Annotated in this window: 17 protein-coding genes; 7 read left to right on the plus strand and 10 right to left on the minus strand. The window is 59.3% G+C overall.

The window, feature by feature from the left end; genetic code table 11:
* Positions 1 to 15 precede the first annotated feature (15 nt).
* Together FKG94_RS14405 and FKG94_RS14410 are read left to right on the plus strand one after the other, a co-directional pair.
* Positions 16 to 2,934 (plus strand): insulinase family protein, encoded by a 2,919-nt coding sequence (locus tag FKG94_RS14405; RefSeq protein ID WP_142905035.1) that lies wholly within the window; start codon positions 16 to 18, stop codon positions 2,932 to 2,934.
* Positions 2,935 to 2,960: 26 nt separating this feature from the next.
* Positions 2,961 to 3,377, plus strand: coding sequence for an acyl-CoA thioesterase (locus FKG94_RS14410; protein ID WP_142905036.1), 417 nt, complete (start codon positions 2,961 to 2,963; stop codon positions 3,375 to 3,377).
* Positions 3,378 to 3,389: 12 nt separating this feature from the next.
* On the opposite strand, the gene FKG94_RS14415 is transcribed toward FKG94_RS14410, so the two are convergent.
* The 3 genes from FKG94_RS14415 to FKG94_RS14425 all read right to left on the minus strand — a co-directional run bounded on the left by FKG94_RS14415 (position 3,390) and on the right by FKG94_RS14425 (position 7,101).
* A complete protein-coding gene (locus FKG94_RS14415) occupies positions 3,390 to 3,851 on the minus strand; it encodes a methyltransferase family protein (RefSeq protein WP_142905037.1) in 462 nt (153 codons plus the stop codon).
* 917 nt (positions 3,852 to 4,768) lie between these two features.
* Complete coding sequence (locus tag FKG94_RS14420) at positions 4,769 to 5,464, minus strand: sensor histidine kinase (RefSeq protein ID WP_142905038.1); 696 nt, start codon at positions 5,462 to 5,464, stop codon at positions 4,769 to 4,771.
* 11 nt (positions 5,465 to 5,475) lie between these two features.
* Entirely contained in the window at positions 5,476 to 7,101 is a 1,626-nt protein-coding gene (locus FKG94_RS14425; protein WP_142905039.1) for a tetratricopeptide repeat-containing response regulator, read from the minus strand.
* Between the two features lie 335 nt (positions 7,102 to 7,436).
* Between FKG94_RS14425 and cmoA the strand changes: the two genes are divergently transcribed.
* Both cmoA and cmoB read left to right on the plus strand, forming a co-directional pair.
* Entirely contained in the window at positions 7,437 to 8,174 is a 738-nt protein-coding gene (gene cmoA, locus FKG94_RS14430; protein WP_142905040.1) for a carboxy-S-adenosyl-L-methionine synthase CmoA, read from the plus strand.
* Between the two features lie 18 nt (positions 8,175 to 8,192).
* Positions 8,193 to 9,179 (plus strand): tRNA 5-methoxyuridine(34)/uridine 5-oxyacetic acid(34) synthase CmoB, encoded by a 987-nt coding sequence (gene cmoB, locus FKG94_RS14435; protein ID WP_142905041.1) that lies wholly within the window; start codon positions 8,193 to 8,195, stop codon positions 9,177 to 9,179.
* Between the two features lie 219 nt (positions 9,180 to 9,398).
* Here the strand turns inward: cmoB and FKG94_RS14440 are convergent, their stop codons facing one another.
* The 3 genes from FKG94_RS14440 to FKG94_RS14450 form a co-directional block, all read right to left on the minus strand.
* Complete coding sequence (locus FKG94_RS14440; protein ID WP_142905042.1) at positions 9,399 to 12,509, minus strand: type 1 glutamine amidotransferase family protein; 3,111 nt, start codon at positions 12,507 to 12,509, stop codon at positions 9,399 to 9,401.
* A 621-nt stretch (positions 12,510 to 13,130) separates the two neighbouring features.
* Positions 13,131 to 13,535, minus strand: coding sequence for a diacylglycerol kinase (locus FKG94_RS14445; protein ID WP_425460047.1), 405 nt, complete (start codon positions 13,533 to 13,535; stop codon positions 13,131 to 13,133).
* A 38-nt stretch (positions 13,536 to 13,573) separates the two neighbouring features.
* The gene (locus FKG94_RS14450; RefSeq protein ID WP_142905043.1) at positions 13,574 to 14,116 is read right to left on the minus strand and encodes a flavodoxin; all 543 of its coding nucleotides are present in this window, start codon (positions 14,114 to 14,116) and stop codon (positions 13,574 to 13,576) included.
* 521 nt (positions 14,117 to 14,637) lie between these two features.
* Between FKG94_RS14450 and FKG94_RS14455 the strand changes: the two genes are divergently transcribed.
* The 3 genes from FKG94_RS14455 (at position 14,638) to FKG94_RS14465 (ending at position 18,000) form a co-directional block, all read left to right on the plus strand.
* A complete protein-coding gene (locus FKG94_RS14455; protein ID WP_142905044.1) occupies positions 14,638 to 15,330 on the plus strand; it encodes a response regulator transcription factor in 693 nt (230 codons plus the stop codon).
* A gap of 23 nt (positions 15,331 to 15,353) precedes the next feature.
* Entirely contained in the window at positions 15,354 to 16,742 is a 1,389-nt protein-coding gene (locus FKG94_RS14460; RefSeq protein ID WP_142905045.1) for an ATP-binding protein, read from the plus strand.
* 349 nt (positions 16,743 to 17,091) lie between these two features.
* A complete protein-coding gene (locus FKG94_RS14465; protein ID WP_142905046.1) occupies positions 17,092 to 18,000 on the plus strand; it encodes a GGDEF domain-containing protein in 909 nt (302 codons plus the stop codon).
* Positions 18,001 to 18,014: 14 nt separating this feature from the next.
* Here the strand turns inward: FKG94_RS14465 and FKG94_RS14470 are convergent, their stop codons facing one another.
* From FKG94_RS14470 to FKG94_RS14485, 4 genes are all read right to left on the minus strand, one after another.
* Positions 18,015 to 19,727, minus strand: coding sequence for an AMP-binding protein (locus FKG94_RS14470; RefSeq protein ID WP_142905047.1), 1,713 nt, complete (start codon positions 19,725 to 19,727; stop codon positions 18,015 to 18,017).
* Between the two features lie 267 nt (positions 19,728 to 19,994).
* Positions 19,995 to 20,858, minus strand: a complete 864-nt coding sequence (rluB, locus tag FKG94_RS14475) for a 23S rRNA pseudouridine(2605) synthase RluB (RefSeq protein ID WP_142905048.1) — start codon at positions 20,856 to 20,858, stop codon at positions 19,995 to 19,997.
* Positions 20,855 to 21,718, minus strand: a complete 864-nt coding sequence (gene scpB, locus FKG94_RS29205) for an SMC-Scp complex subunit ScpB (protein WP_246125161.1) — start codon at positions 21,716 to 21,718, stop codon at positions 20,855 to 20,857. The genes rluB and scpB overlap by 4 nt, the downstream gene beginning before the upstream one ends.
* On the minus strand, positions 21,715 to 22,641 hold the full coding sequence (locus FKG94_RS14485; RefSeq protein ID WP_246125163.1) for a segregation and condensation protein A: 927 nt from the start codon (positions 22,639 to 22,641) through the stop codon (positions 21,715 to 21,717). The genes scpB and FKG94_RS14485 overlap by 4 nt, the downstream gene beginning before the upstream one ends.
* Between the last annotated feature and the right edge of the window lie 87 nt (positions 22,642 to 22,728).

Genomic DNA, 22,728 nt, shown 5'->3' on the forward strand with positions numbered 1-22,728 from the left:
AGTAAAGAGGTTTTCATGACTCAACAGGTTCACCCCGCGTTTGAGTGGCTGCGCAGCCAACGTATCGATTCTCTCAAAGTCACCGTAGAGGAATACCGCCACCGCAAGACCGGCGCCCAGCACATCCATATCGATGCCGATAACGAGGAAAACGTGTTTCTCGTCGCCCTGCGCACTGTGCCCCACGATTCCACCGGTGTGGCCCATATTCTCGAGCACACGGCGCTGTGCGGCAGCGAAAGATACCCGGTGCGGGACCCCTTCTTCATGATGATCCGGCGTTCTCTCAACACGTTTATGAACGCCTTTACCAGTTCCGACTGGACCGCTTACCCGTTTGCCAGCCTGAACCGCAAAGACTTCAATAATCTGCTCGATGTCTATCTCGATGCCGTGTTTTTTTCGCGCCTGGACGAGTTGGACTTTCGCCAGGAAGGCCACCGGGTTGAATTCGAGCAGGCGGACGACCCATCGACGCCCCTGGTTTTCAAAGGTGTCGTCTACAACGAAATGAAAGGGGCCATGAGTTCGGTACCGTCGCAGTTGTGGCACACACTCTGCAAGTATCTCTACCCCACCACCACTTATCACTACAACAGCGGCGGCGATCCGGAATCAATCCCCGACCTCACCTATGCCCAGTTGCAGGCGTTTTACCGCACCCACTACCATCCCAGCAACGCCATTTTCATGACCTACGGGAATATCGCGGCCGCCGAACACCAGGCCAAATTCGAGGCCCAGGCGCTGGCACGGTTCGAACCCTTGACGACAGAGATCGGCGTCGCCGACGAAAAGCGTTATCACGCCCCGGTCAGCGTCGAGGAGCACTACCCCCTGACCGATGACGGCGGCCTGGAGAAAAAAACCCATATCGTGGTGTCGTGGCTGCTCGGCAAGTCCACCGATCTGGAGGCCGCGCTCAAAGCCCAGCTATTGGCCTCGGTGCTGTTCGACAACAGCGCCTCCCCCCTGCAACAGGCTCTCGAGACCACTGAGCTGGGCACGGCGCCGTCGCCGCTGTGCGGCCTGGACGATTCACAGCGGGAAATCAGTTTCGTCTGCGGCGTCGAGGGCAGTGAGCGGGAACACGCCGAAGCGGTGGAGCGCCTGATCATGGCTGTGATCGAAGACGTCGCCACCAATGGCATTCCCGAGGAACAAGTACAGGCGTCGCTGCACCAGCTCGAACTGCAACAGCGCGAAGTGGGCGGCGACAGCTACCCCTACGGCTTGCAGCTGATTCTCACGGGCCTTACCTCGGCCACCCACCGCGGCGATCCCATTGCCCTGTTGGACCTGGACCCGGTGCTGACACGGCTGCGCGAGGCTATCAAAGACCCGGCTTTCATCAAGGACCTGGCCCGCGACCTGCTGCTGGACAATACCCACCGGGTGCGCCTGACCCTGGCACCGGACCAGTCCCTGGCAGCCCGTCGCAACGCTGCCGAGGCCCAGCGCCTGGCCGCTCTGAAGGCGACCCTGACCGGGGACCAACAGCGGGCGGTGGTGACCCAGGCGCAGGCATTGCAACAGCGCCAGCAGCAGGCTGACGACGAGTCCATTCTGCCAAAAGTGGGGCTGGACGATATTCCGCCGCATATGCACTACGTCGAGGGACAGCGGGAACAGCTCCACCAGCGGCCGCTGACAACCTATCCGGCCGGCACCAACGGGCTGATTTATCAGCAGATCGTTATTCGGCTGCCGGCACTGGCCCCAGAACACCACACACTGCTGCCCTTCTACACCACCTGTCTCACCGAACTGGGCGTGGGCGAGCGGGATTATCTGGCCACCCAGCGCTGGCAGTCGCAGGTACTCGGGTCGATCTCCGCCTACACCACCGTGCGCGGCCGCATCGACAATGTGCAGGCGATCGACGCCCACCTGACGGTGTCGGCCAAGGCGCTAACCCGCAACCAGGCGGCCATGTCGCAGTTGATGTGGGAGACACTGCAGCAGGTGCGGTTCGACGAACTGCCCCGCATCCGCGAATTGATTGCCCAGACCCGCGCCCGACGCGAGCAGAGCATTACCGGCAACGGCCACAGCCTGGCCATGGCGGCCGCGGCGGCCGGCATGAGCCCGGCGGCGAAGCTCAGTCACCAGTTGAGCGGCATGACCGGTATCAAGGCGATAAAAGCGCTCGACGACGCACTGGCCGACGCCGGCGAACTGGCAGACTTCGCCGCCAGACTGGCCGCCATTCATCAACAGGTGTTGCAGGCGCCGCGGGAGTTTCTGCTGGTGGGCGAGCAGGAACATCTGCAGGCCTGCCGCGAGCAGTTACAGCAGCACTGGCTGGGCGACCCCGCGCAAGCGGGTGCTGCGTTTACCCTCGGGGAGGTCAGCGAAAAGATCGCCCAGGCCTGGATTGCCAACACCCAGGTAAACTTTTGCGCCAAAGCTTATCCCACCGTGCCCATGGAGCACCCGGATGCGGCGGCTCTTACCGTGCTCGGTGGTTTTCTGCGCAACGGCTACCTGCACCGCGCCATTCGCGAACAGGGCGGTGCCTATGGTGCCGGCGCCGGCCAGGACAGCAATATTGCCGCGTTTCGCTTTTTCTCCTACCGCGATCCGCGCCTGGAAGAGACCCTCGGCGACTTCGACAAGTCTCTGCAATGGCTCCAGCAGGAAACCCACGAGTGGCGCCAGGTTGAGGAATCCATCCTGGGGGTAATCAGCTCCATCGACAAACCCAGCTCGCCGGCGGGCGAGGCGAAACAGACTTTTCACGCCGAGCTGTATGGGCGCACCCGCGAAAAGCGCGAACGCTTTCGCAACCAGGTGTTAAAAGTGACTTTGGCAGACTTGCAGCGGGTCGCCGCCACTTACCTGTTGCCGGAAGCAGCCAGCACGGCGGTGATCACCCACAAAGACAACACCGCGCTGGCCGGCAGCCTGTCGCTGGAGACCATCGTGGTCTAAACACCTGCGACCGAGAGCAATTTTTTATGTTTGAGATGACTGTCGAGCCCAGGTTTGCCGAGACCGATGCCCTGGGCCATATCGGCAATACGACTTTCCCGATCTGGTTCGAGGCGGCGCGGGACCCGATCTGCAGAATTTTTCACCCGCCGATGACACTGCACGACTGGCCTCTGATTCTGGCGCGACTGAGTATCGACTTTGTGGCCCAGACCTACCTGGGTGCACCGGTCACCGTGCGTACCCATATCAAACGCCTCGGTAACAGTTCTTGTGAGCTTGTGCACGAGGCGTGGCAGAAGGGTGCGCCGGTGGCCCGCGCCACGGCGGTGCTGGTGCACTTTAACTATACGACGGGTCGGTCGGCCCCCATTCCCGACCGGGTGCGGGCGCAACTGCAGGAACACTTGCAGGAGGAGCCGGTCGCCGCGGCAGAGTCTTGACCGCCCCCTTACTTACAGCCAGCGGCGTACCTGCTGCCGGTAAGCGTTGTAGTCGGCGCCAAACAGGGACTGCAGTGCGCGTTCCTCCGGTAGAATCTGAAAGCGGTTCATATAAGGGGCAAACAACAGCGCGAGCAGCAGCGCAAAGAGGTTTGCCAGTAGTGTCGCCCAGGCCAGCAACAGGCATAAAAACCCCAGGTACATGGGATTGCGACTGATGCGGTAGACACCCGAACTGACCAGAGCGGTTGCCGAGTCTGGCGTTAATGGATTTACCGTTGTTTTTGCCTGCCTGAAGTGCAGTACTCCGTATAGACAAAAAACGACGCCGGGGAGAGTGAAAAACACCGCTCCCGCGTACCTGATGGCGGGAGCGACGTCGAAGTTCGGGGTTGCCAGGGACACTGCCCACATGGCGACTGTGAAGAGCACGACTAATAACAAGGGTGGGATCTTAAGTTCCCGCGCTTTCATAATCTGTAGGTTCCCACATTTGATCTGGCCGGGTCAGGCACATTGCGATCAAGGGTCGATCCTCCGGCGGTACGGAGGGATTATTTTTTATTCCCTCCTACCCCTTAACTCCAGAGGGACCACTCCCCGTGAACGAAGGCACCTCTACCTGTTTACTGCGATCTTGTTTATTCTATTGAGTCCCTGCCAGCTTTCGGCGGTGTTCTAAAAAAGGGGAGTGGAACCATACTAGGGGGACGCAACTAAAGTTACGTCCCCGCACCGCGCCACCGCAAGTGGTGCCACTCCTTAGTTCCGCTACTGGCGCGATGCTACCAAGATCGGTTGTGAACTCTCAACTAGTCGTCTATCTGGATACCTTCGACGTTACTGCGGTGCGGGGTCGGGGTGCTTGAATTTTGACCAGGCCTTTTCTGGTTAAAATTCAAGCACCCCGACCCCTTCGAGAGGGTCCACCTCCGGCGAACGAAGGCACCGCTATCCGTCTGCTGCGGTACAGCTTACTCTTCTATTAAAAACGCACAAGCTTTCAGTGGCACCCTAAAAAAGGGGAGTGTCGCCATTCTAGGGGGACACAACTAGAGCTATGTCCCCGCACCGTGCCGCCGCAAGAAATGCCGCTCGCAATTTCCGCTACCGAATCTGACGCTGTCACAGTTTATGATTCATTTTCCTGAGCGTTTGGATGATCACATTAGCTTGTGATTATTGGCTGACACGGAGTTTTGAACACCCTCTCCCATACCCGGAAACCAACACCACAAACAGACCAACCATATACTTCTTCATACTTACCCCCATTTCCTTATTAAAACATCCAGATCAAAGTAAGCTCTACTTTTTAATCAGGACAAGCACACAAAACGTCATACACCAACCAGCTCAATCCCAAGCCAAACCCTATCAACCAACCCACCCTATGGCAAATACAGACTAAACAACCCACCCCCCAACTGGCCGTGATTGGCCAACTCTATCCGCCCACGACGCTCACCCTGGCGATGCATCATCGCTATCTGCCGAGCAAAGAACAGCCCCAGATGCGTGCTGCCTTCCTCAAACCCGCGCGCGCGCTCCCCATCCCCGGTTTGCAACATATCATCGGGGTAGCCCACCCCGTCATCAGCCACCGCAATGCACAACAGGTCATCCTCCACCGACGCCGAGATATGCAGCGCCTTGCGGGTGTAACGCGCACAATTGACCAACACGTTATGCACCACCCCACCCACCAGGTCGGCATCAAAAAACCACGCCAACTCCGGATCGCAGTCCATCTCGACCCGCACACTGCGGGTTTCAAACAACATATGGTTGCGGGCCAACTGCTCTTCCAGGACGTCGATCACATAGTTTTCATCAACGTTCAGCACCAGCCGGTCGGTCTGCATTCGATAGATGGACAACAATTGAATCAACTCAGTATTGATACGGGACGCCTCGTACTGCAGCGTGCCGAAACGCTTCCGCTGTTGTTCGTCTTCAATCGGCGTCGAGTGCACCACCTCTTCCAGCGAGGTGAGCAACATGCCGAGGGAGTTCTTCATATCGTGAACGCTGGAGGCGAGCACAAAGGAAAAATCGATCGGGGGATTATCTGAAGACTCACTCATGCGGCAACGCCCTATTCCCGCCCCAGCGCGGTGGTTTTCTCACGCAATTTGCAGTAGCGCGTATACTGCTCGTGGGTAGGTTCTATTCTGGTTTCAATTTTCGCTAAGGTAGCCATACACATTTGCATCAGTTCCTCCACGCAGCCAACCGCTTCCATCTCCCCGATCAACGCCTGCACCAGATTTAAATGCACGCCGATATGATTGGGAAACAGGCGCTTGGCCCGGATAAAACTTTCGATAGCCTCCTTGAACTGCGCCTTGTCGTAGTGGGCGATACCGCCGCGGTTAAGCGCGGCCACCCGCCCGCGATTGCGCTGGCTCAACGGTTCCCCCAGCAGGCGGTCGATTTTTTCCAATGCCGCCTGGTCATCACTGAAGCGCTCGGCCAGGTCCTCCAGCAGCTTGTCCGCCTCCGGCTGCTTGTTCACCGCCGCCAACGCCGCCACCCAATCCAGGGCGGTATCGACATCCGGTTCCCGCCCCGCCAATGACTGTTCCACCTCTTGCAACAGCGACTCCGCCCTGGGTCCGTTGCCCTGCCCGGCATACACCTGAGACTCGATAAGATGAGCCTGGTTGTCCTGCGCGGGCGTGGGGTTAAAACGTTCGGGAATCTCCGCCAGCACCCGCAACGCCTCCCGGCACAGATCGGCGGCCACTTTGCGATCCTCTCGAAACAGCGCCACGGCCGTGCGGCCAAAGTTAAGGTGGTTTTCAATCCGGTCGTGACAGGAGTGCCGGCCCAGTCGCACCGTGCGACGATAGGCATCGGCGGCAACAATCAAGTCATTGTTGTCGACCGCAGTTTCTGCCAGGTCTTGTTGCCGCAGAATCGAGCGGGGTGAGATAGTGGCAGCCTGTTGCAGTACCGCCTGCAACTGCTCCCGATCGTCGCCGCGCCGACAGTTTTCCACCAGCGCGTCGTAGGCGGGCATGCACAGGGCATTGCCGGCGATAACCTCGCGCAGCCACCGGCCCGCCGCCGCCAGGTCGCCGCGGGCCTGATTGACCTGGGCCAGCCCCACCCGCGCCCAGTCGAGGGCGCGCGCTTCCAGCACCTGCCGGTAGAGCTGTTCGGCCCCGGCGTGGTCGCCGGCAGTCAAATAGAGCGTGCCGAGCAACTTTTGGCAGGCGGCGACATAGCGGCAGCCCGCCTGCAACTTGTCTTCACAAGCGGCTATCGCCCGGGCGGTATCGCCGGCATCCAGGGCGGCGTAGATGGGCATAAGGTCCTGGCGCTGGTGCAACAGGCGGTCGAGTCGCTGTTGCAGAGTGCGGGCGGTGATGGGCTTGGTCAGGTAGGCATCCGGCTCGTAATCGAAGGTCGCCATAATCATGTTTTTGTCAGTTTCCGCCGACACCACAACAAACAGGCTGCGGCGCTTGAGCGCCCCCTTGAACCGCAGTTCCTCCAGCACCTGCTGGCCGCTGCGGCCGGCACCGAGGTTGTAATCACACAACACCACATCATAGTGCTGGTGAAAACACGCCCGCACCGCCTGCTCGCCGTTAAGCGCGGTATCCACGGTCGCGAAACCCAGTTCCTGCAGCATATTGCTCACGGTGGTGCGGAAACTGTCAAAGTCATCAACCACCAGTGCTTTTAACGTGCGGTAGCCCGCGTAGGCCGTCACTCAGTCACCCTGTTCGCCGTCGCCGGGGTCGACTCCCTCGAGTACCGCCGCGTTGCGTGCTTTCTGCCGATATTTCTACACCATCAATTACGCCGCAAGAGCAGCGGTTCACCTGTCTAAATCATAGTCCATAACTGCGCTGCCTGGCGCCTTGCACGGGCAATTAAAGTGCATAAATGTGAAACAGTGCGCCAGCCACGATCCGGCCTGCGCGACTCCGGTGCGCCCCTCTGCGGCTCGGCCGCAACGATTGAGACCGGCGCTCAAGGGCGCTAAAATGCGCTGCCCCGCCAACGCGGGACGTATCACCATTAGCACACCATCGAGCTTCTCTTATGGGCAAAGACAGCAACCACGACGACCTCTATGCCGATCCTCTGGCGCAGGTGGCGGGCTTTGCGTTCGACAGCAAGGTCGCGGCGGTTTTTCCCGATATGATCAAACGTTCCGTACCCGGCTACAGCACCATTATCAATATGACCGGGCAGTTGACCGAACGCTACGCCCGCGCCGGCAGCCGCTGCTACGACCTGGGTTGTTCACTGGGGGCCTCGACCCTGGCCATGCGCCATCGGCTGCAGGCCGCCGATTGTCGCATTATCGGGGTCGACAACTCGCCAGCCATGATCCACCGCTGCCGGCAGGTCATCGAGGCCGACAGCGGCGAGGTGCCGGTGGAGCTGGTGTGCGCCGATCTCGAGGCGGTGGCCATTGCCCGGGCCTCGGTGGTGGTGTTGAATTTTACCCTGCAGTTTATCGCCCCCGGCCAGCGCCGCGCCCTTATTGCCCGTATCCACGACGGCCTGCTTCCCGGTGGTATTTTAGTGCTGTCGGAAAAGGTGACCTTCGCCGATCCGGAGCACCAGCGCCTGATGACCGAGCTGCACCACAATTTCAAACGGGCCAATGGCTACAGCGACCTGGAGATTGCGCAAAAACGCAGCGCGCTGGAGGATGTGTTGATACCCGACACCCTGGAAGCGCACCGGGACCGCTTGCGCGAGGCGGGATTTGCCAGCGCCGAGGTCTGGTTTCAGTGTTTTAATTTTGCTTCACTGATCGCTATCCGGTAAGGCCGGCGGGACTCCACGATGATCGAGTATTACCGCGACCTTATCGATGCCCTGAGCCGCGCACCGGTTGCCGGCACACCACTGGCGGCCTGGGCCGAAGCGTTGCCGGCGCAGATTGCCGCCGGCCTCAGCGAGCGGCGCTACGGCGACCTGCCGCAATGGCGCCGGGCACTGGCACAACTGCCCGCTGTCGACGCCAGCGAAGTGGACCTGGAACACGGTGTCAGCATCGGCGCCAGTGGCGATTGTGATGCGGCCACAATGCAAAACATCGAGCGGCAGTTGCGGGCGCTGATCCCCTGGCGCAAGGGCCCCTACCAGGTGCACGGCACCTATATCGACACGGAGTGGCGTTCGGACTGGAAGTGGGAGCGACTACTGCCACATATCGCGCCGCTGCAAGGGCGCCTGGTGCTCGATGTGGGTTGCGGCAACGGTTACCACGGCTGGCGCATGCTGGGGGCCGGCGCCCGGCGGGTGATCGGCATCGATCCCTCGCCGCGTTTTGTGGTGCAGTTTCACTGTATCAAGCACTTTGTCGGACGCCGGCCCATCGATGTATTGCCGCTCGGTATTGAGCAGTTGCCGGCGGGGCTGGAGGCCTTCGACACCGTTTTCTCCATGGGCGTGCTCTATCACCGGCGCTCGCCGATGGATCATCTGCGGGAACTGCGCGAGAGTCTCAGACCCGGCGGGCAGTTGGTACTGGAAACCCTGGTCATCGAGGGGGGGCTGGGTACCGTGCTGGTGCCGGAGGGGCGCTATGCCATGATGAACAATGTGTGGTTTCTACCGAGTTGCGAAACCCTGCTGTCCTGGTTGCGCAAGTCCGGCTTTCGCAATCCCCGGGTGGTCGATGTCTGTGTTACCACCACCGCGGAACAGCGCGCTACCGACTGGATGCGGTTTCATTCGCTCAGTGATTTTCTCGATCCTCACAATCCGGCGTTGACGGCCGAAGGCCATCCGGCGCCGACCCGCGCTCTATTTGTGGCCGAAGTTTGAAAGGGTCTCGTGTCATACTGCACTGCTCCAATGACACCGGAGCTAGTGGCGGGTCGTTGCGTTGTTACTAGCGCGATGGGAAGTGCCACCCGGCACGGGCCGCGCCGTTACAGGGTATTTTTAAGCCTTCCGGTAGTGGGACCTCTGCCGCGGGGAACCGGCCAGCATGGCACAGCCCCGATTCGGGCCCGGCAGCAGGCTCGAATCGGGGCGTGGTTGTTACTCTATCGGCAGCAGACACTCGCCGAAAGACTGGGGCTGCGCTATCTGGAACAGGGATATATCGCCCTGGACATTGGGGCCGGGACCATAGGCATTGGAGGCGATGCCCACTTCCACGGTGCCGGAAAAACTGGCGTTGATACCACTTCCGGGAAAGAAAAGTTGCGTCCAGTTGGCGCCGGCATCGGTAGAGATATAGCTTCTGAATTCCTGGCCGATCCGGCACAATCGCAGTTCTCCCGCCGTTGCTCCGCCGCCGATGGTATTCAGTGTGCTCTGGAACTCATCGGTGCTGACCGCGTGGGCGCCAAGCAAGGCATCGGCGCCGGCACCTAAGGACGTGTAAAACCAATCGCCCGCGTTGGCACTGTCTCGCACAAGTAAACCAAAGAGGCGCCAGTTGCCCGTCGGCACGGCAGCCGGGTTGCCCTCGGCATACACACTGAGGTCCAGCGACGCCACAAAGTCTCCGTTGACTGTTGTCGACAGGAAGGCACTGGTGCCACCGGCCCACCAGGCATTGTCAGCCAACTGGACATAGCTCAATGTTTGGGAAGCTTCGTCGACAACCAGGTTGGCGTAACTCGCGGGGTTCAAGTCCGCAAGTGTTGCCAGGTCCGCCTGGGATGCAAAGTCGTTACGATAAACGTGATTGAGAGACACCACCGGACCTGGGCCCGGATCGGGCTCCGGACTCACCGCATTGTCAATGATGGCAGTGCAGTCCTGAACGTCAGTCGGAACGGCAACGGCAAAGTGTCCGACCTGCACCCCGACATCGGACCCGGCGAGGTAGGCATTGGAGGCGATACCGATATCCACTGCTTCTCCCATATCGCTGCGAATGGCACTGCCGTTGAAGGGCAGCGCCTGCCAGTTCTGGCCCGAGTCGGTCGACACATAGGCGGAAAACGCATCGCCGACACGACACAGGCGCACCCGTCCCTGATAAACGCCTGCGATCAGGTTCGGGTTCAAGTAACTGGTACCGTTGTCGGTGTTAAGCGTCTGTGCCCCGAGACCCGTCTGACTGGCGCCGATGGCGGGAAACAGCCAGTCATCGCCGACACTCTGACTGCGGGCAAGCAACCCGGCCACCCGGAAAATATCGGTCGGCAAGGCCTCTATATCTCCCGGCGCGTGGGTCAGTATCTCCGCCTCGACGATAAAATTGCCGGCAACCGACCTGGACAGAAACGTACTCGTGCCGCCGGCATACCAGGACAAGTTCGCGTTCTGCACGTAATTGAGTGTTCCGGTGGTGTCATCGACACTCAGCCCCTGGTGGCTGCCCGGAAACGCATCGGTATAGTTGGCGAGACTGCCGGCAGTCGCGAAGTCGTCGAAGAATATTGCCTGCACGCTGTCCGGACCCGGGTCGGGATCGGGCAGCAAAACCTCGGACTCAGCGGCAAACAGCACCGCGTTTTTCACCAGGTGACGATAGGTTTCATCGGCGAAAGTAACTCCCGGGGTTTCTCCCGGCTGCAGGTAAACCACCCGGCCCCCGACACCGTTTTGATCGCTGTCAAAGCGCTTTACCCAGCCGGATGTGGTCAACTCTCCGCTGTCGTCCCCGCCCTCGATGATGGTGTTGTTGCCAAACAGCCTTTCGATCTGGTTAGCACCCCGGCCAAACTCTACACCGTTGTTAAAGGTAATACCCGGGTAGAGTTCGTCCGGACCCGGAAAGGTAAAACCAAAGTAACCACCGCCGGCACTCGGGTTGGGGATAGGCAGGGCATCTGTATAAGCGACGCTGATATCGGACGGCATACCGTGGGTCGAGACAAAATGACCGATATTGATGTTAAGCAAACCGGCCCCTTCGAGAAAAATAATACTGTTTGGATTATTCAAGGTGGCAGTGGCAGGCAGCTCTGCGCCAAACATTGAGACCAGCGGCATTTTATTATTGCCGTGGTTATAGATCGCGTGATGCACGCCGACCACCCCGCCACCGTTATCGGCAAAGTTGACGATCTGGTTTTGCATAGCCTGGGAAAAGGTATTGTGACAGAAGACAAAAATAACATCCGTGGTAGTTAGCAGATTGGCATCAATCATCCCATTAGGTGGGCATGCGATAAACTGGGCATTGATGTGGTATTCATCGACAGGGTCGTTTAGCACTTCCAGGATCGTGTCTTCATCGGCAGCCGTATAACCCAGGTTCTGGTAGTGATAGACTTCGTCCCCGCCAAGCACCACAACCGCCAGTGGTTCGGCAGCGGTTACCGGCGCCGGGTAGGTCTCCATCATATTCATCAACGTACGGGTGAAGTGCAGCCCGGTTTGCGGAATCCAGTCCCTGGCGGTGACAAATAAGTCGCTATAGGGCACATTGAGGCCCGCATATTGGCCCGGATCGGGTCCGTCGACAATCGCCCGATCCACATCGTTGTAGTTGACGTCCAGGATCGTATAGGCGTCCTGGGTCGAGGTGCCGAGATGGTAGCCTGTGGCGTATCTGCCGGCCAACACACTGGTCCCAAGGCCGTCAGGACCCGCACCTTCCGTACCCGGAACCCGGAAAAAGGCCAGTGGCGTGGCCCCGTGGCATTGACCGCCAACCGGCTTGCCCGCCTCGACTGCCATAATCGCCAGCGTATTGAGGTGAGCCGCGGCTTCCTGGGTTTGCAGATTGGGGTACACGTTATCGTAGCGATAGTCCAAAATGCCCTCCCCACCGACTATGGCGAGCGCATCGTAATCGTCCATATTGGGTATATCCACCACCGCCGCGTGAACGGGGATAGCGGCCGGGGCGTTCCAGGCGGCGTCCCATACCTGTCCGGATGCAGACGCAAAAGACGCGGTAAAACCGTCGTAGCCACCGGGTCCGGTAGTCGCCAGGTTCTGGATATTGTCACCGTAACTGGTCGCCGGTCCTTCACCGCCGCTGACCACATGGACTTCATAGCCGTTGGCGCAGAAAGATTCATATACGGTTTTGTATTCCGACCAATAGGTTTGTACCGAAGCGACAAACAACAGCACCGTTCTGCCGTTGCTTTGGCCCTCGACACAGGAGGGAACCTCGATCCCCAGCGCCGGGCGATTCAATAACACCGCCAATAATACAAGGAGAAAAAGACTTCGTTTCATAGTGTCCCCACTTGATTCAGGAATCAGGTAACATCGATTTGATATGACGCTCGCCGGTGCCCCGTTTGGGCGGCCGGCGCTGCGTAATAACCCCCTTAACCGGGCAGTTCATGTGCTCCTGCAATAAACAGTTTTCTTTTGAAATTACGGACACAAATCACGGCCTTTTTGCAGCCGGGTTGTGATGTAGGGAGGGAATGTGGACACCGGCACGCTGCGACAATGCCGGCGCCGAAAGTATCACGGATATATAACAATGCCGACGCTGGGCACACGGGTCATCAATGCTGCAACCGCCCCTTAAAATCAAAGGCGGCATCGACAACACCAAGTTCCTGTCCGCGACTGCGGCTGGAAACCGTCCGCCGCAGGAGTCAACGATCAGTGTCTACACCCAACTATCCGGGCTGTACACTTGATACACTGTGATACACACATAAGAGGACCTGAGCTGCGCGGCCAGGTTTTATGGACGATGTAACTTTCTCCGCCTTCCGTAGCTGTCTACTCTTCTTCGTAACCTTCCGTATCGCCAATGGATTTTTATGCGCCTCCCGCTGCCGTCAACTTAACGAGTTCAGCCCCTGTTTCAGATGGCTGGCGGCCAACTGTCCACAAAAGCTAACCCGGCAAAAACAAAATGGTCACCCAGATATACCCGGTCAACAGCAGCGACAGAAACACAGCGGCCGAACCGAGGTCTTTGGCACGCCCCGCCAACTCGTTATACTCGGTTCCCACCCGATCGACCACCGCCTCGATACCCGAGTTCAACAATTCCACAATCAGCACCAGGACCACACTGCCGACCAACAGCAGGCGCTCCACCTGTGTCAGCTCCACGATAAAGGCGACCGGCAACATCACCAGCGCCAGGTACACCTCCTGGCGAAATGCCTCCTCGTGTCGAAACGCCGCCCTGACACCCTGGGCGGAATAGACCGCGGCGTTGAGAACGCGCTGCAGGCCTTTCGCCTTGCCTTTCATGCCCGCCTGTCCAGTTACGTTTTCTGTGCTTTCACTCATAGCTGCGCGCTCACTCCGCTACACACTCCGATAAACCCTCAATCGTCAACAGTAATCAGAGGCGTGGTCAAGTCGAATTGTAGATGAATTTGCTCACACCAACGATCCAGGCGCTGGCGGGTGAGTTCCTCCTGCTGGTCCTCATCGAGCGCCAGGCCGACAAACTTGCCGGCGGCGGGAATTTCGGCTTTGGAGGCGTCAAAGTCATAGCCTTCAGTGGGCCAGTGACCGATTATCCGGGCACCGGCGGCCACAATCACGTCGTGGAGCATACCCATGGCATCGAGGAAATAATCGCCGTAGCCGAACTGGTCACCGAGACCAAACAACGCCACTGTTTTGCCGCTGAAATCAACCTCGCTGATATCGCCCCAGAACTCCTCCCAGTCGGACTGAATCTGGCCGAAATCCCAGGTCGGGATACCCAGGATGATGAGGTCGTAGTCGGCAAACTCGAGCTGGGTGACGTCGGCAATGTCCAACACATCTACCACATCCTCGCCCAGGCGGCGCTGAATGCGGTAAGCGACCCCCTCTGTGTTACCCTCGTCACTGCCAAAAAACAGGCCAATCCTGCTCACATCGGTCTACCCGCTATCCAAGGAGCCGGAATTGTCCCAATAATGCCAACCTTAGGCAAGCGAGGAGCAAGGCAAGTGAAAAAAACCCCGGCTATAGGGGATTGTGGAGAGGACGTGTAGAGCGCTAAAGTAGTCCACCTGGTTAGCAAGCGCCGGTGGATGTCAAACCTTCAGCAAGTCAGCCGGGGTATCAAGCAAGCATTTGGCGGTTTGGGCCCCGCAACGGCACCCCAACCAGGTTCCCATCATAGAGGGGGGTCGGGTTAAGTCGGGCAAACCACGGTAAAATTGTGTTAAGAAGGGTAAATCCCCGGCGGCCGGGTCATGACAGTCGGGTCGCCATGTAGCACACTAACAATAACGACGGGCTGTGAACCCGGTGCGACGGCAGGACTGTAGTGCACGGGAGTGATAAAAGGCGTGATAAAAAGGCGTATTAACGAGTGCGGTGAAGGGTGCGCTGAAAGTCACTCGAACGCATCGGCGTCTCCAGCACCGGCCCGAATCAACGACGGATACCTATGACAGATTTACTGCTGGTCGATGACGACCTCGAGCTATGTGACTTAATGCAGGAATACCTCACCGCTGAAGGCTTTGCGGTAGACATGGCGCACGACGGTCAGCAAGCCCTGGAGAAGACCGCGCACAACAGCTACGAGGTGATTGTGCTCGATGTGATGCTGCCGATCCACAACGGCTTCGATGTGCTCAGAAAGTTACGCGATTACTGCCAGACACCGGTGCTGATGCTGACCGCCAAGGGCGAAACCGTGGATCGCATTGTCGGCCTGGAAATGGGCGCCGACGACTACCTGCCCAAACCCTGTAATCCGCGGGAGTTGGTCGCCCGCCTGCGCGCCATTTTGCGCCGCACCGATGCCGCGGCAACCCAACAGGAACCGGAGGATGCCCTGCAGGTAGACCAACTGGAACTGCATCTTGGCAGTCGCAGTACCCGCATCGCCGGCAGGGATGTCAATCTCACCGGCGCGGAATTTACGGTACTGGAGCTGCTGGTGCGCTCGGCCGGCAAGGTCATCAGCAAAGAGGCCCTGACCGAGCAGGCGCTCGGGCGCAAACTCACACCCTATGATCGCAGTATCGATGTACACGTCAGCAATATTCGCAAAAAACTCAGCCTGTGTGGTGCCAGTAAAGACCTGATCATCAATATCCGCGGCGCCGGCTACATGTTGACCCAAAACCAGTAGTCCACCCCTTGAATGTCGTTTTTATGACCCGTTTATATCTGAAAATATTTTTTAGCTTCTGGCTGATCACGATCATGATGATCGTTGGCACCAGCCTGGTGGTGCACTGGTTCGACCTCGGCACCAACAAGCATCTCAACAAAAAATACCAGGCGGAACGCAAGCTGGAGCCGGCCAAACGGTTGATGCGTGATGTGGTGAGAGAAGCCATTAACCACACCAAAAAAGATGTTACTTACGGGCTCGCAGCGGCACCCGAATGGGCCACCAGTCATCTCTTCATTATTGATGACAACAGCAGGGACCTGCTCGACCGCCCCTTAAGCGCTGACATCCTGGCGTTTTTACCGAGCCTTACCCCCAATGCCCCTTATGCCGAAAGACCGATTGCCGAGCAGGTTTTCTTCGGCCGCCATATCACGTTGGAAGACGGCAATGTCGTGCGGGTAGTCACCAGCACCACCCCGGACGGACACAATGTTTTCTGGCAACTGTTTTTCAACAATGTCTGGCCGACACTGCTGGTATCCATTCTGATCAGCGGCACCGCCTGTTTCTTTTTGGCCAAGCGCATGTCCCGCGGGCTTACCACCCTGAGAACGGCGACCCAAAAAATCGCCGGCGGCGACCTGAGCGTGCGGGTCACTCCGCAGTTTCAGGGCCGTCGCGATGAGATCGGCATGCTCGGGCAGGAATTCGACAATATGACCGAGCGCCTGGAGAAGGCCATGCTCGAGCAGAAACGCATGATCAAAGACGTCTCCCACGAGCTGCGCTCGCCGCTGGCGCGCCTGCAGGTAGCGCTGGCGCTGGCGCAAAAGCGCAGCAACGGCGACGTCGACCAGGAGTTGAACCGCATCAAGCAGGCAGCCGAGTACCTCAACGATGTGATTTCGGACATTCTCTCGCTGCCCCTCAATGAAAACGAATCCTGGGAACTCAACGACACGCTCGATTTGGTCTCACTGCTGGAAACCCTGACCGAGAGCTACCGAGAGGAGGCGCAGAGCAAAGAGGTGGCGCTGTCGTTGATCACCGATGAACACGACGCCCTGGTGCCGACCCACGGCAATACACTGATCGGCGTGTTCGAAAATATCGTGCGCAATGCCATTCACTACACCTCTCCCCGCACGCCGATCGCGGTAAAGGTGGACCAGCTTGAGAACAGCCACTTTCGGGTGCGTATTTCCGATCGGGGCCCAGGGGTGCCGGAGGAGTGCCTGGCGGATATCTTCCAACCGTTTTTCCGCACCGATGAGGCACGCGACAGAAGCAGCGGCGGCTACGGCCTGGGCCTGGCCATCGCCAAGCGCACTGTAGCTTTACACGGCGGCACCATGGAGGCCATCAACAATCCCGAGGGCGGCCTGACCATATCGGTGATGCTGCCCAAGTGTGATCTCGAATGACAGGAACGCCCGCCATCACCCACAGCCGTTATACGTTGTAAATCTTACCCGTCTGCCCCCGCCAATTTTTTGGCGAGCGGCAATTGTGTTCCCCTGCCTTGCCGCCGGGGCCCACGACTTTTTGTCGTCCGCACCTGCCACAACTCTTAAAAAAACCCATAGCTCATTGATTTTTATAGACTTTTATAGCAACCCCAAAAACCTGGCACAAATTTCGCTCAACTATCCGCAGACGTTTCGCCAAAAACCACTTCGGTACCCTGCCCAGTGCTCCACCCGGTACTCGGCGCACCGAAGCGGGCGTTGAAAAACCTGCCGCCGAGGCGGCAACTGCATTCAGGACACGGCTATGGTTACACCGGTACAGACAAGCCCAACGGCCCTTATCCGCGAGGACAATATCGTGCGGGCACGCATGCCCTCGCCACGACGGGATAGAGACGAGGCGCGGGCCCACCTGACCTCGGTGCTGCAGACGACACTGGACCTCACCCAGTTAGTGAACCTGTTTTTCGAATCCCTGCAGGACGTGGTGAGCGTCAGCGGGCTCACTTACACCCACGCTGCCCATGCGGTGCAGATTCAAACCGGCAAAGCCTGTGTTCACAGCAGCGCCTATCGACTTATCACCCCGGACGACAATCTGGGCGAAATCGTGTTCACCCGCGGTCGGCGCTTCAAGGAACAGGAATTGACAGTGCTGGAGTTTTTGATCGGCACCCTGCTCTACCCGCTGCGCAATGCGCTCAAGTATCGCGAGGCCATTAACACCGCGTTGCAGGACCCCTTGACCGGCGCCGGCAACCGCGCGGCGATGCAGAACACACTGGATCGCGAACTGCGACTGGCGCGGCGCTACCGGCAGGCGCTGTCGCTGCTGGTCATCGATATCGATCACTTTAAAAGTATCAACGACCGCCTCGGTCACAGCGGCGGCGACCAGGTGTTGCGCGAAGTGGCACAGCAGATCGGCCGCGCCTCCCGAGAAACCGATCTCACTTTTCGCTACGGTGGCGAGGAGTTTGTGGTGGTGTTGAGCAACACCGGTGAAAGCGGCGCTGCCACTATCGCCGAGCGCGTCAGGCAGGGCATAGACACACTCGCCATCCGTTTAAAGGGTGATGCCGTTCACACCACCGTCAGCGTCGGTTGCAGCACGCTGACAGCGGAAGACGATATTGCCAGCCTGTTTGAGCGCGCCGACAAAGCCCTCTACAAAGCCAAGCAAAAGGGCCGCAACCGGGTGGTCGCCGGCTGAGCCGGCAACTACCCTCAAGCCTCGGCCAGTACCTCATCGCGCAGGTCTTTGCGCAAAATTTTACCCACCGGGGACATCGGCAGGTCGCTGCGAAATACCACCTGCTTCGGCACTTTATAGCCGGTCAGATGCTCGCGGCAATGACCGATGATCTCTTCGGCCGTCACCGCCTCGCCGTTGCTGACGACGAACAGCCTGACCGCCTCACCGGTGTCGGCATCGGGCACGCCGATCGCGGCACAGGACTCCACCGCCGGGTGCATGGATACCACGTCTTCTATTTCGTTGGGGAAAACGTTAAAACCCGACACCAACACCATATCCTTGATGCGATCGACAATGCGCACATAGCCGTCGGCGTCGATCACCGCCACATCCCCGGTGCGAAACCAGCCGTCTTCAGTAAACACTTCCCGCGTCGCCTCGGGTCGCTGCCAGTACCCCTTCATCACCTGGGGCCCTTTGACACACAACTCGCCCCGCTCCCCGATCGGCAACTCCTTGCCGTCGGCATCGATCACTTTCAATGCGGTATCCACCACCGGTACACCGACAGTGCCGTGGCGTACCTGGTCAGCGGCGAAATTGCCACACACCACCGGTGAACATTCCGTCAGGCCGTAGCCCTCGCCGATATCCACACCGGTGATCTCCTTCCAGCGCTGGGCGGTATCGGCCACCAGGGCGGTGCCGCCGGAGCCGGTACTTTTCAGGTGGCTGAAGTCGCAGCGGGCAAACTCCGGGTGATTCATCAGCGCAACAAACAAGGTATTGATACCCACAAAGCTGGTGACCGGCCAGGGTTTTATCGCGTCGATAAAGCGGCCGACATCGCGGGGGTTGGCGATCAGAATATTGTGGGCGCCGGTGCTCATGGCCACCATCATATGAGCGATAAAAGAATAGATGTGGTAGAGCGGCAGCGGTGCCACCAGGTGTTCGTTACCGGGTTCGTGAATCTTGCGCCCCTCGGCATCGAGTTGTTCCAGATTCGCTTTTACCTGCAGCATGTTGGCGACCAGGTTGGCGTGCGTCAGCATCGCGCCCTTGGCGACACCGGTGGTACCGCCGGTGTATTGCAAAACCGCCACATCTTCACTGCGCACGGTTGGCGTCTGCGGTGTGCCGCCATCGCCCCGCTTCAGCGCCTCGTTGAACGTCACCGCCGCCGGTAACTTAAATGCCGGTACCATTTTCTTCAGGTACCGCACCGCGCCGTTGACCAGCCAGCGCTTGGGCGCCGGCAGCAGGTCGGCGATACCCGTCACGATCAGGTGATCGATATCGGTTTCAGGCAGTATCTCCTCCACCTTGTCGCCGAACATGTCCATAAACACCAGCGCCCGCACGCCGGCGTCCTTGAACTGGTGCAGCATCTCCCGGGCGGTGTACAGCGGATTGGTATTGACCACCACCAGCCCCGCACGCAGGGCGCCGAACAGGGTCACGGGGTATTGCAGCAGATTGGCCATCTGAATCGCGATGCGATCGCCGGGACGCAGATCGGTATGGGTTTGCAGGTAATGGGCAAAAGCGGCGCTGTAGCGGTCGATATCGGCATAGGTCAGAGTGTGCCCGATACCGGTATAGGCAGGACGTTGGCCGTGTTCCTGCACCGCTTCGCGAAACACATCGAGTATGGTCAGCTCGCCGTAGTTTTCAAAAAGCGCCGCCAGGCTGTCGGGAACACCCGCTGCCCGCTTGCCATTCCAAAAAGTCGCATCCATTAATTTCCCCCCGAACAGATTAATAGTGCGCCACGTTATACCACAGATTTGCCTTTGCAGTAGTCATTGACCAAGTGGTCACCAATACTGACAATCGCCTCGCCCACACTTCACAACGGCGCCGACCCCGGCAGCGGGCGCCGCGGTTGTGCGACACACAATCCAGGTAGTTTGCGAAGAATGGCTGGCGAGGAGCGGTTGGCGAAGAAAAGGCTGCGGTGCTGAAACTTGGCGCGGCGCTCTTGTCACGGAGCGCGGCCCACCGCCTCAACCGCGGGGACGCGGCTTGCCCCGCCCGGCGCGCAGGCGGCGCCGGTGGCGGTCACGATTGTGTTGTTCCGCCCGGCTCAACACCGGTTGCCGGCCCGGTCCGGTAACACCGGCAGTCTGGCAGAGTTCGTCGACCTCCTGCGCGTCCAGTTCGATCCACTGCCCGACCCGCACATGGGAGGGGACAAAAATATTGCCGTAACGCACCCGCTTGAGGCGGTTGACCTTGACGCCCTGGGATTCCCACAGGCGCCGCACCTCGCGATTGCGCCCCTCCATGACCACGCAGTAAAACCAGCGGTTGCGCCCCTCGCCGGCACCGTCGACGATATCGGTGAAACGCGCCATGCCGTCTTCCAGCAACACCCCTTCGCGCAGGCGTTGTTTCATATCGTCGTCGACATCGCCCTGGACCCGCACCAAATATTCGCGGTCAATCACCGACGACGGGTGCATGAGTTTGTTGGCCAGTTCGCCGTCGTTGGTAAACAGCAGCAGGCCGCTGGTGTTGAAGTCGAGCCGGCCCACTGAAATCCAGCGGCCCGTTTTCAGGCGCGGCAGTCGGTCGTAAACCGTGGGCCGCCCTTCAGGGTCCGCGCGGGAGCAGATTTCACCTTCCGGTTTGTTGTACAGCAATACCCGGCTGCGCTGCTGCGGCGGCGCCACCGCCACCTTGCGGCCGTCAAGCTGCACTGTATCCGTAGCGGTTACCCGATCGCCTAAACGGGCAACCTTGTGATTGACCTTAACGCGCCCGTCTTCGATGGCACGCTCCATTTCACGCCGCGAACCCAGACCGGCTCGGGCCAGCACCTTCTGCAGCTTTTCGTCGGTTTTGTCGGTGTCGGGCCGCGGCTTCAAGAGGCAGTTCCGGGTTTGGTGTCGATAGCGTCCGCCAGTGTCTCTGCCAATAACTCGGGAGCTTGCTCGGTATCTTTCTCGGCAGACAGAGGTTCTGATGCTGCGGACGGGATTTTCTCAGAGGGTGTGGCAACTTCCTCCGGCGGTGCCGCCGCTTCGTCAGCAGCAGCGGCGCCTTCAAAAGGTGCGGCCATGTCCTCATCAAGCTCGATAAGCGCCTCTGTTTCCAATGCCTCACCGTCCGCGGAGGCTTCGCCATCTGCACCGGGCTCAGCGGCGCTCGCCGCGGGCTCTTCGATACCCAACTCCAGTTCGGGGTTCAGCTTTTCCAGATCGCTGATTTCACTCAGCGTCGGCAACTCCTCCAGGCTTTTGAGATTGAAGTAGTCGAGAAACCGGCGGGTGGTGGCATAGAGGGACGGCCGGCCCGGCACATCCCGGTGCCCTACCACCTTCACCCACTCCCGCTCGGTCAGGGTCTTAATGATGTGGGAGCTGACCGCCACACCCCTGATCTCCTCGATATCGCCGCGGGTGATGGGCTGGCGATAGGCAATCAGTGCCAGGGTTTCCAACAGGGCGCGGGAATACTTCTGCGGTTTTTCCTCCCATAGACGATTGACCCAGGGTGCACTCTCCTCGCGCACCTGAAACCGCCAACCGCTGCCCACCTCCTTCAATTCGAAACCGCGCCCCCGGCAATCGGTTTGAATATCCTCCAACACCGCCTGTAACTCGTCCTTGGCGGGAGGCTCATCCTCCTCGAACAGACTTTGCAGCCGGGCGATATTGAGCGGCTGTCCGGCCGCCAGCAAAGCGCCTTCGACAATGCGGCGCAGTTGGTCTCTTTCCATCATCATTGGGTTCTTGCTTTCACATGAATAGGTCCGAAAGAGTCGCTTTGGACAATTTCCACCAGCGATTCCTTGATCAGCTCCATCACCGCCAGGAAGGTCACCACCACGCCCAGACGGCCTTCCTGTACCGTAAACAGGCTTACAAACGGCAGAAACTGGTTGCCCTGCAGGCGATCCAGCACCTGGGCCATGCGCTCCCGGGTGGACAGCCTCTCTTTCTCGACATGGTGACTTTCATACATATCGGCGCGGCGCAACACCTCCGACAGGGCCAGCAGGATTTCTTTCAGGTCCACTTCCGGGTCGGGGCGGGACAGATTGCGATCCGGCGCCAGGGCCGAGGCCTGGAAGACATCGCGACCGCTGCGCGGCAGCTCATCGAGGTCCTCGGCGGCTTTCTTGAAGCGTTCATACTCCTGCAGGCGGCGGATCAGCTGCGCCCGGGGGTCCTCCTCCTCCTCAATGTCTTCGGCGGAGCGCGGCAGCAACATGCGCGATTTGATTTCCGCCAGCATCGCCGCCATCACCAGGTACTCGGCGGCCAGCTCAAACTGCAGCGCGTTCATCATCTCCACATAGCGCACATACTGGTGGGTGATCTGCGCCACATTGATATCGAGAATATCGATATTCTGCCGGCGGATCAGGTACAGCAACAAATCCAGCGGCCCTTCAAACGCCTCGAGAATGACCTCCAGGGCATCGGGGGGGATATAGAGGTCTTTGGGAAGCTCGGTAATGGCCTTGCCGTGGACAATCGCAAACGGCATTTCACCCTGCTCGGGGTGACTGCTTTCACCCGGCCCGCGGGCGGCGTCCCCTTGGGTATTTTCCGGTGCATCGGTGACAGTCTGGCCCGATTCCTGTTCGGCGGCGGCTGCGGTCGTCTCGTCGACGACAGCCAGGTCTTCAATGTCGCTTGTCACAAAAATACCTATGTTGCAGGTTCAGGTCGCAGATTCGGGCTGCAGATTCGGCTATGGGCACCTCGAGTTATTGTTCGCGGTCAATAC

It is taken from the genome of Exilibacterium tricleocarpae (genome assembly GCF_007004655.1).
GTDB lineage: Bacteria > Pseudomonadota > Gammaproteobacteria > Pseudomonadales > Cellvibrionaceae > Exilibacterium > Exilibacterium tricleocarpae.

Excerpts from the sequence above, each read along its gene's own strand:
- FKG94_RS14410 (WP_142905036.1), top strand. The coding sequence starts at position 2,961 with ATGTTTGAGATGACTGTCGAGCCCAGGTTTGCCGAGACCGATGCCCTG.
- FKG94_RS14415 (WP_142905037.1), bottom strand. The coding sequence starts at position 3,851 with ATGAAAGCGCGGGAACTTAAGATCCCACCCTTGTTATTAGTCGTGCTC.
- cmoA (WP_142905040.1), top strand. The coding sequence starts at position 7,437 with ATGGGCAAAGACAGCAACCACGACGACCTCTATGCCGATCCTCTGGCG.
- FKG94_RS14445 (WP_425460047.1), bottom strand. The coding sequence starts at position 13,535 with ATGAGTGAAAGCACAGAAAACGTAACTGGACAGGCGGGCATGAAAGGC.
- FKG94_RS14420 (WP_142905038.1), bottom strand. The coding sequence starts at position 5,464 with ATGAGTGAGTCTTCAGATAATCCCCCGATCGATTTTTCCTTTGTGCTC.
- FKG94_RS14405 (WP_142905035.1), top strand. The coding sequence starts at position 16 with ATGACTCAACAGGTTCACCCCGCGTTTGAGTGGCTGCGCAGCCAACGT.
- cmoB (WP_142905041.1), top strand. The coding sequence starts at position 8,193 with ATGATCGAGTATTACCGCGACCTTATCGATGCCCTGAGCCGCGCACCG.
- FKG94_RS14455 (WP_142905044.1), top strand. The coding sequence starts at position 14,638 with ATGACAGATTTACTGCTGGTCGATGACGACCTCGAGCTATGTGACTTA.
- scpB (WP_246125161.1), bottom strand. The coding sequence starts at position 21,718 with ATGATGATGGAAAGAGACCAACTGCGCCGCATTGTCGAAGGCGCTTTG.
- FKG94_RS14460 (WP_142905045.1), top strand. The coding sequence starts at position 15,354 with ATGACCCGTTTATATCTGAAAATATTTTTTAGCTTCTGGCTGATCACG.
- FKG94_RS14470 (WP_142905047.1), bottom strand. The coding sequence starts at position 19,727 with ATGGATGCGACTTTTTGGAATGGCAAGCGGGCAGCGGGTGTTCCCGAC.
- FKG94_RS14440 (WP_142905042.1), bottom strand. The coding sequence starts at position 12,509 with ATGAAACGAAGTCTTTTTCTCCTTGTATTATTGGCGGTGTTATTGAAT.
- FKG94_RS14465 (WP_142905046.1), top strand. The coding sequence starts at position 17,092 with ATGGTTACACCGGTACAGACAAGCCCAACGGCCCTTATCCGCGAGGAC.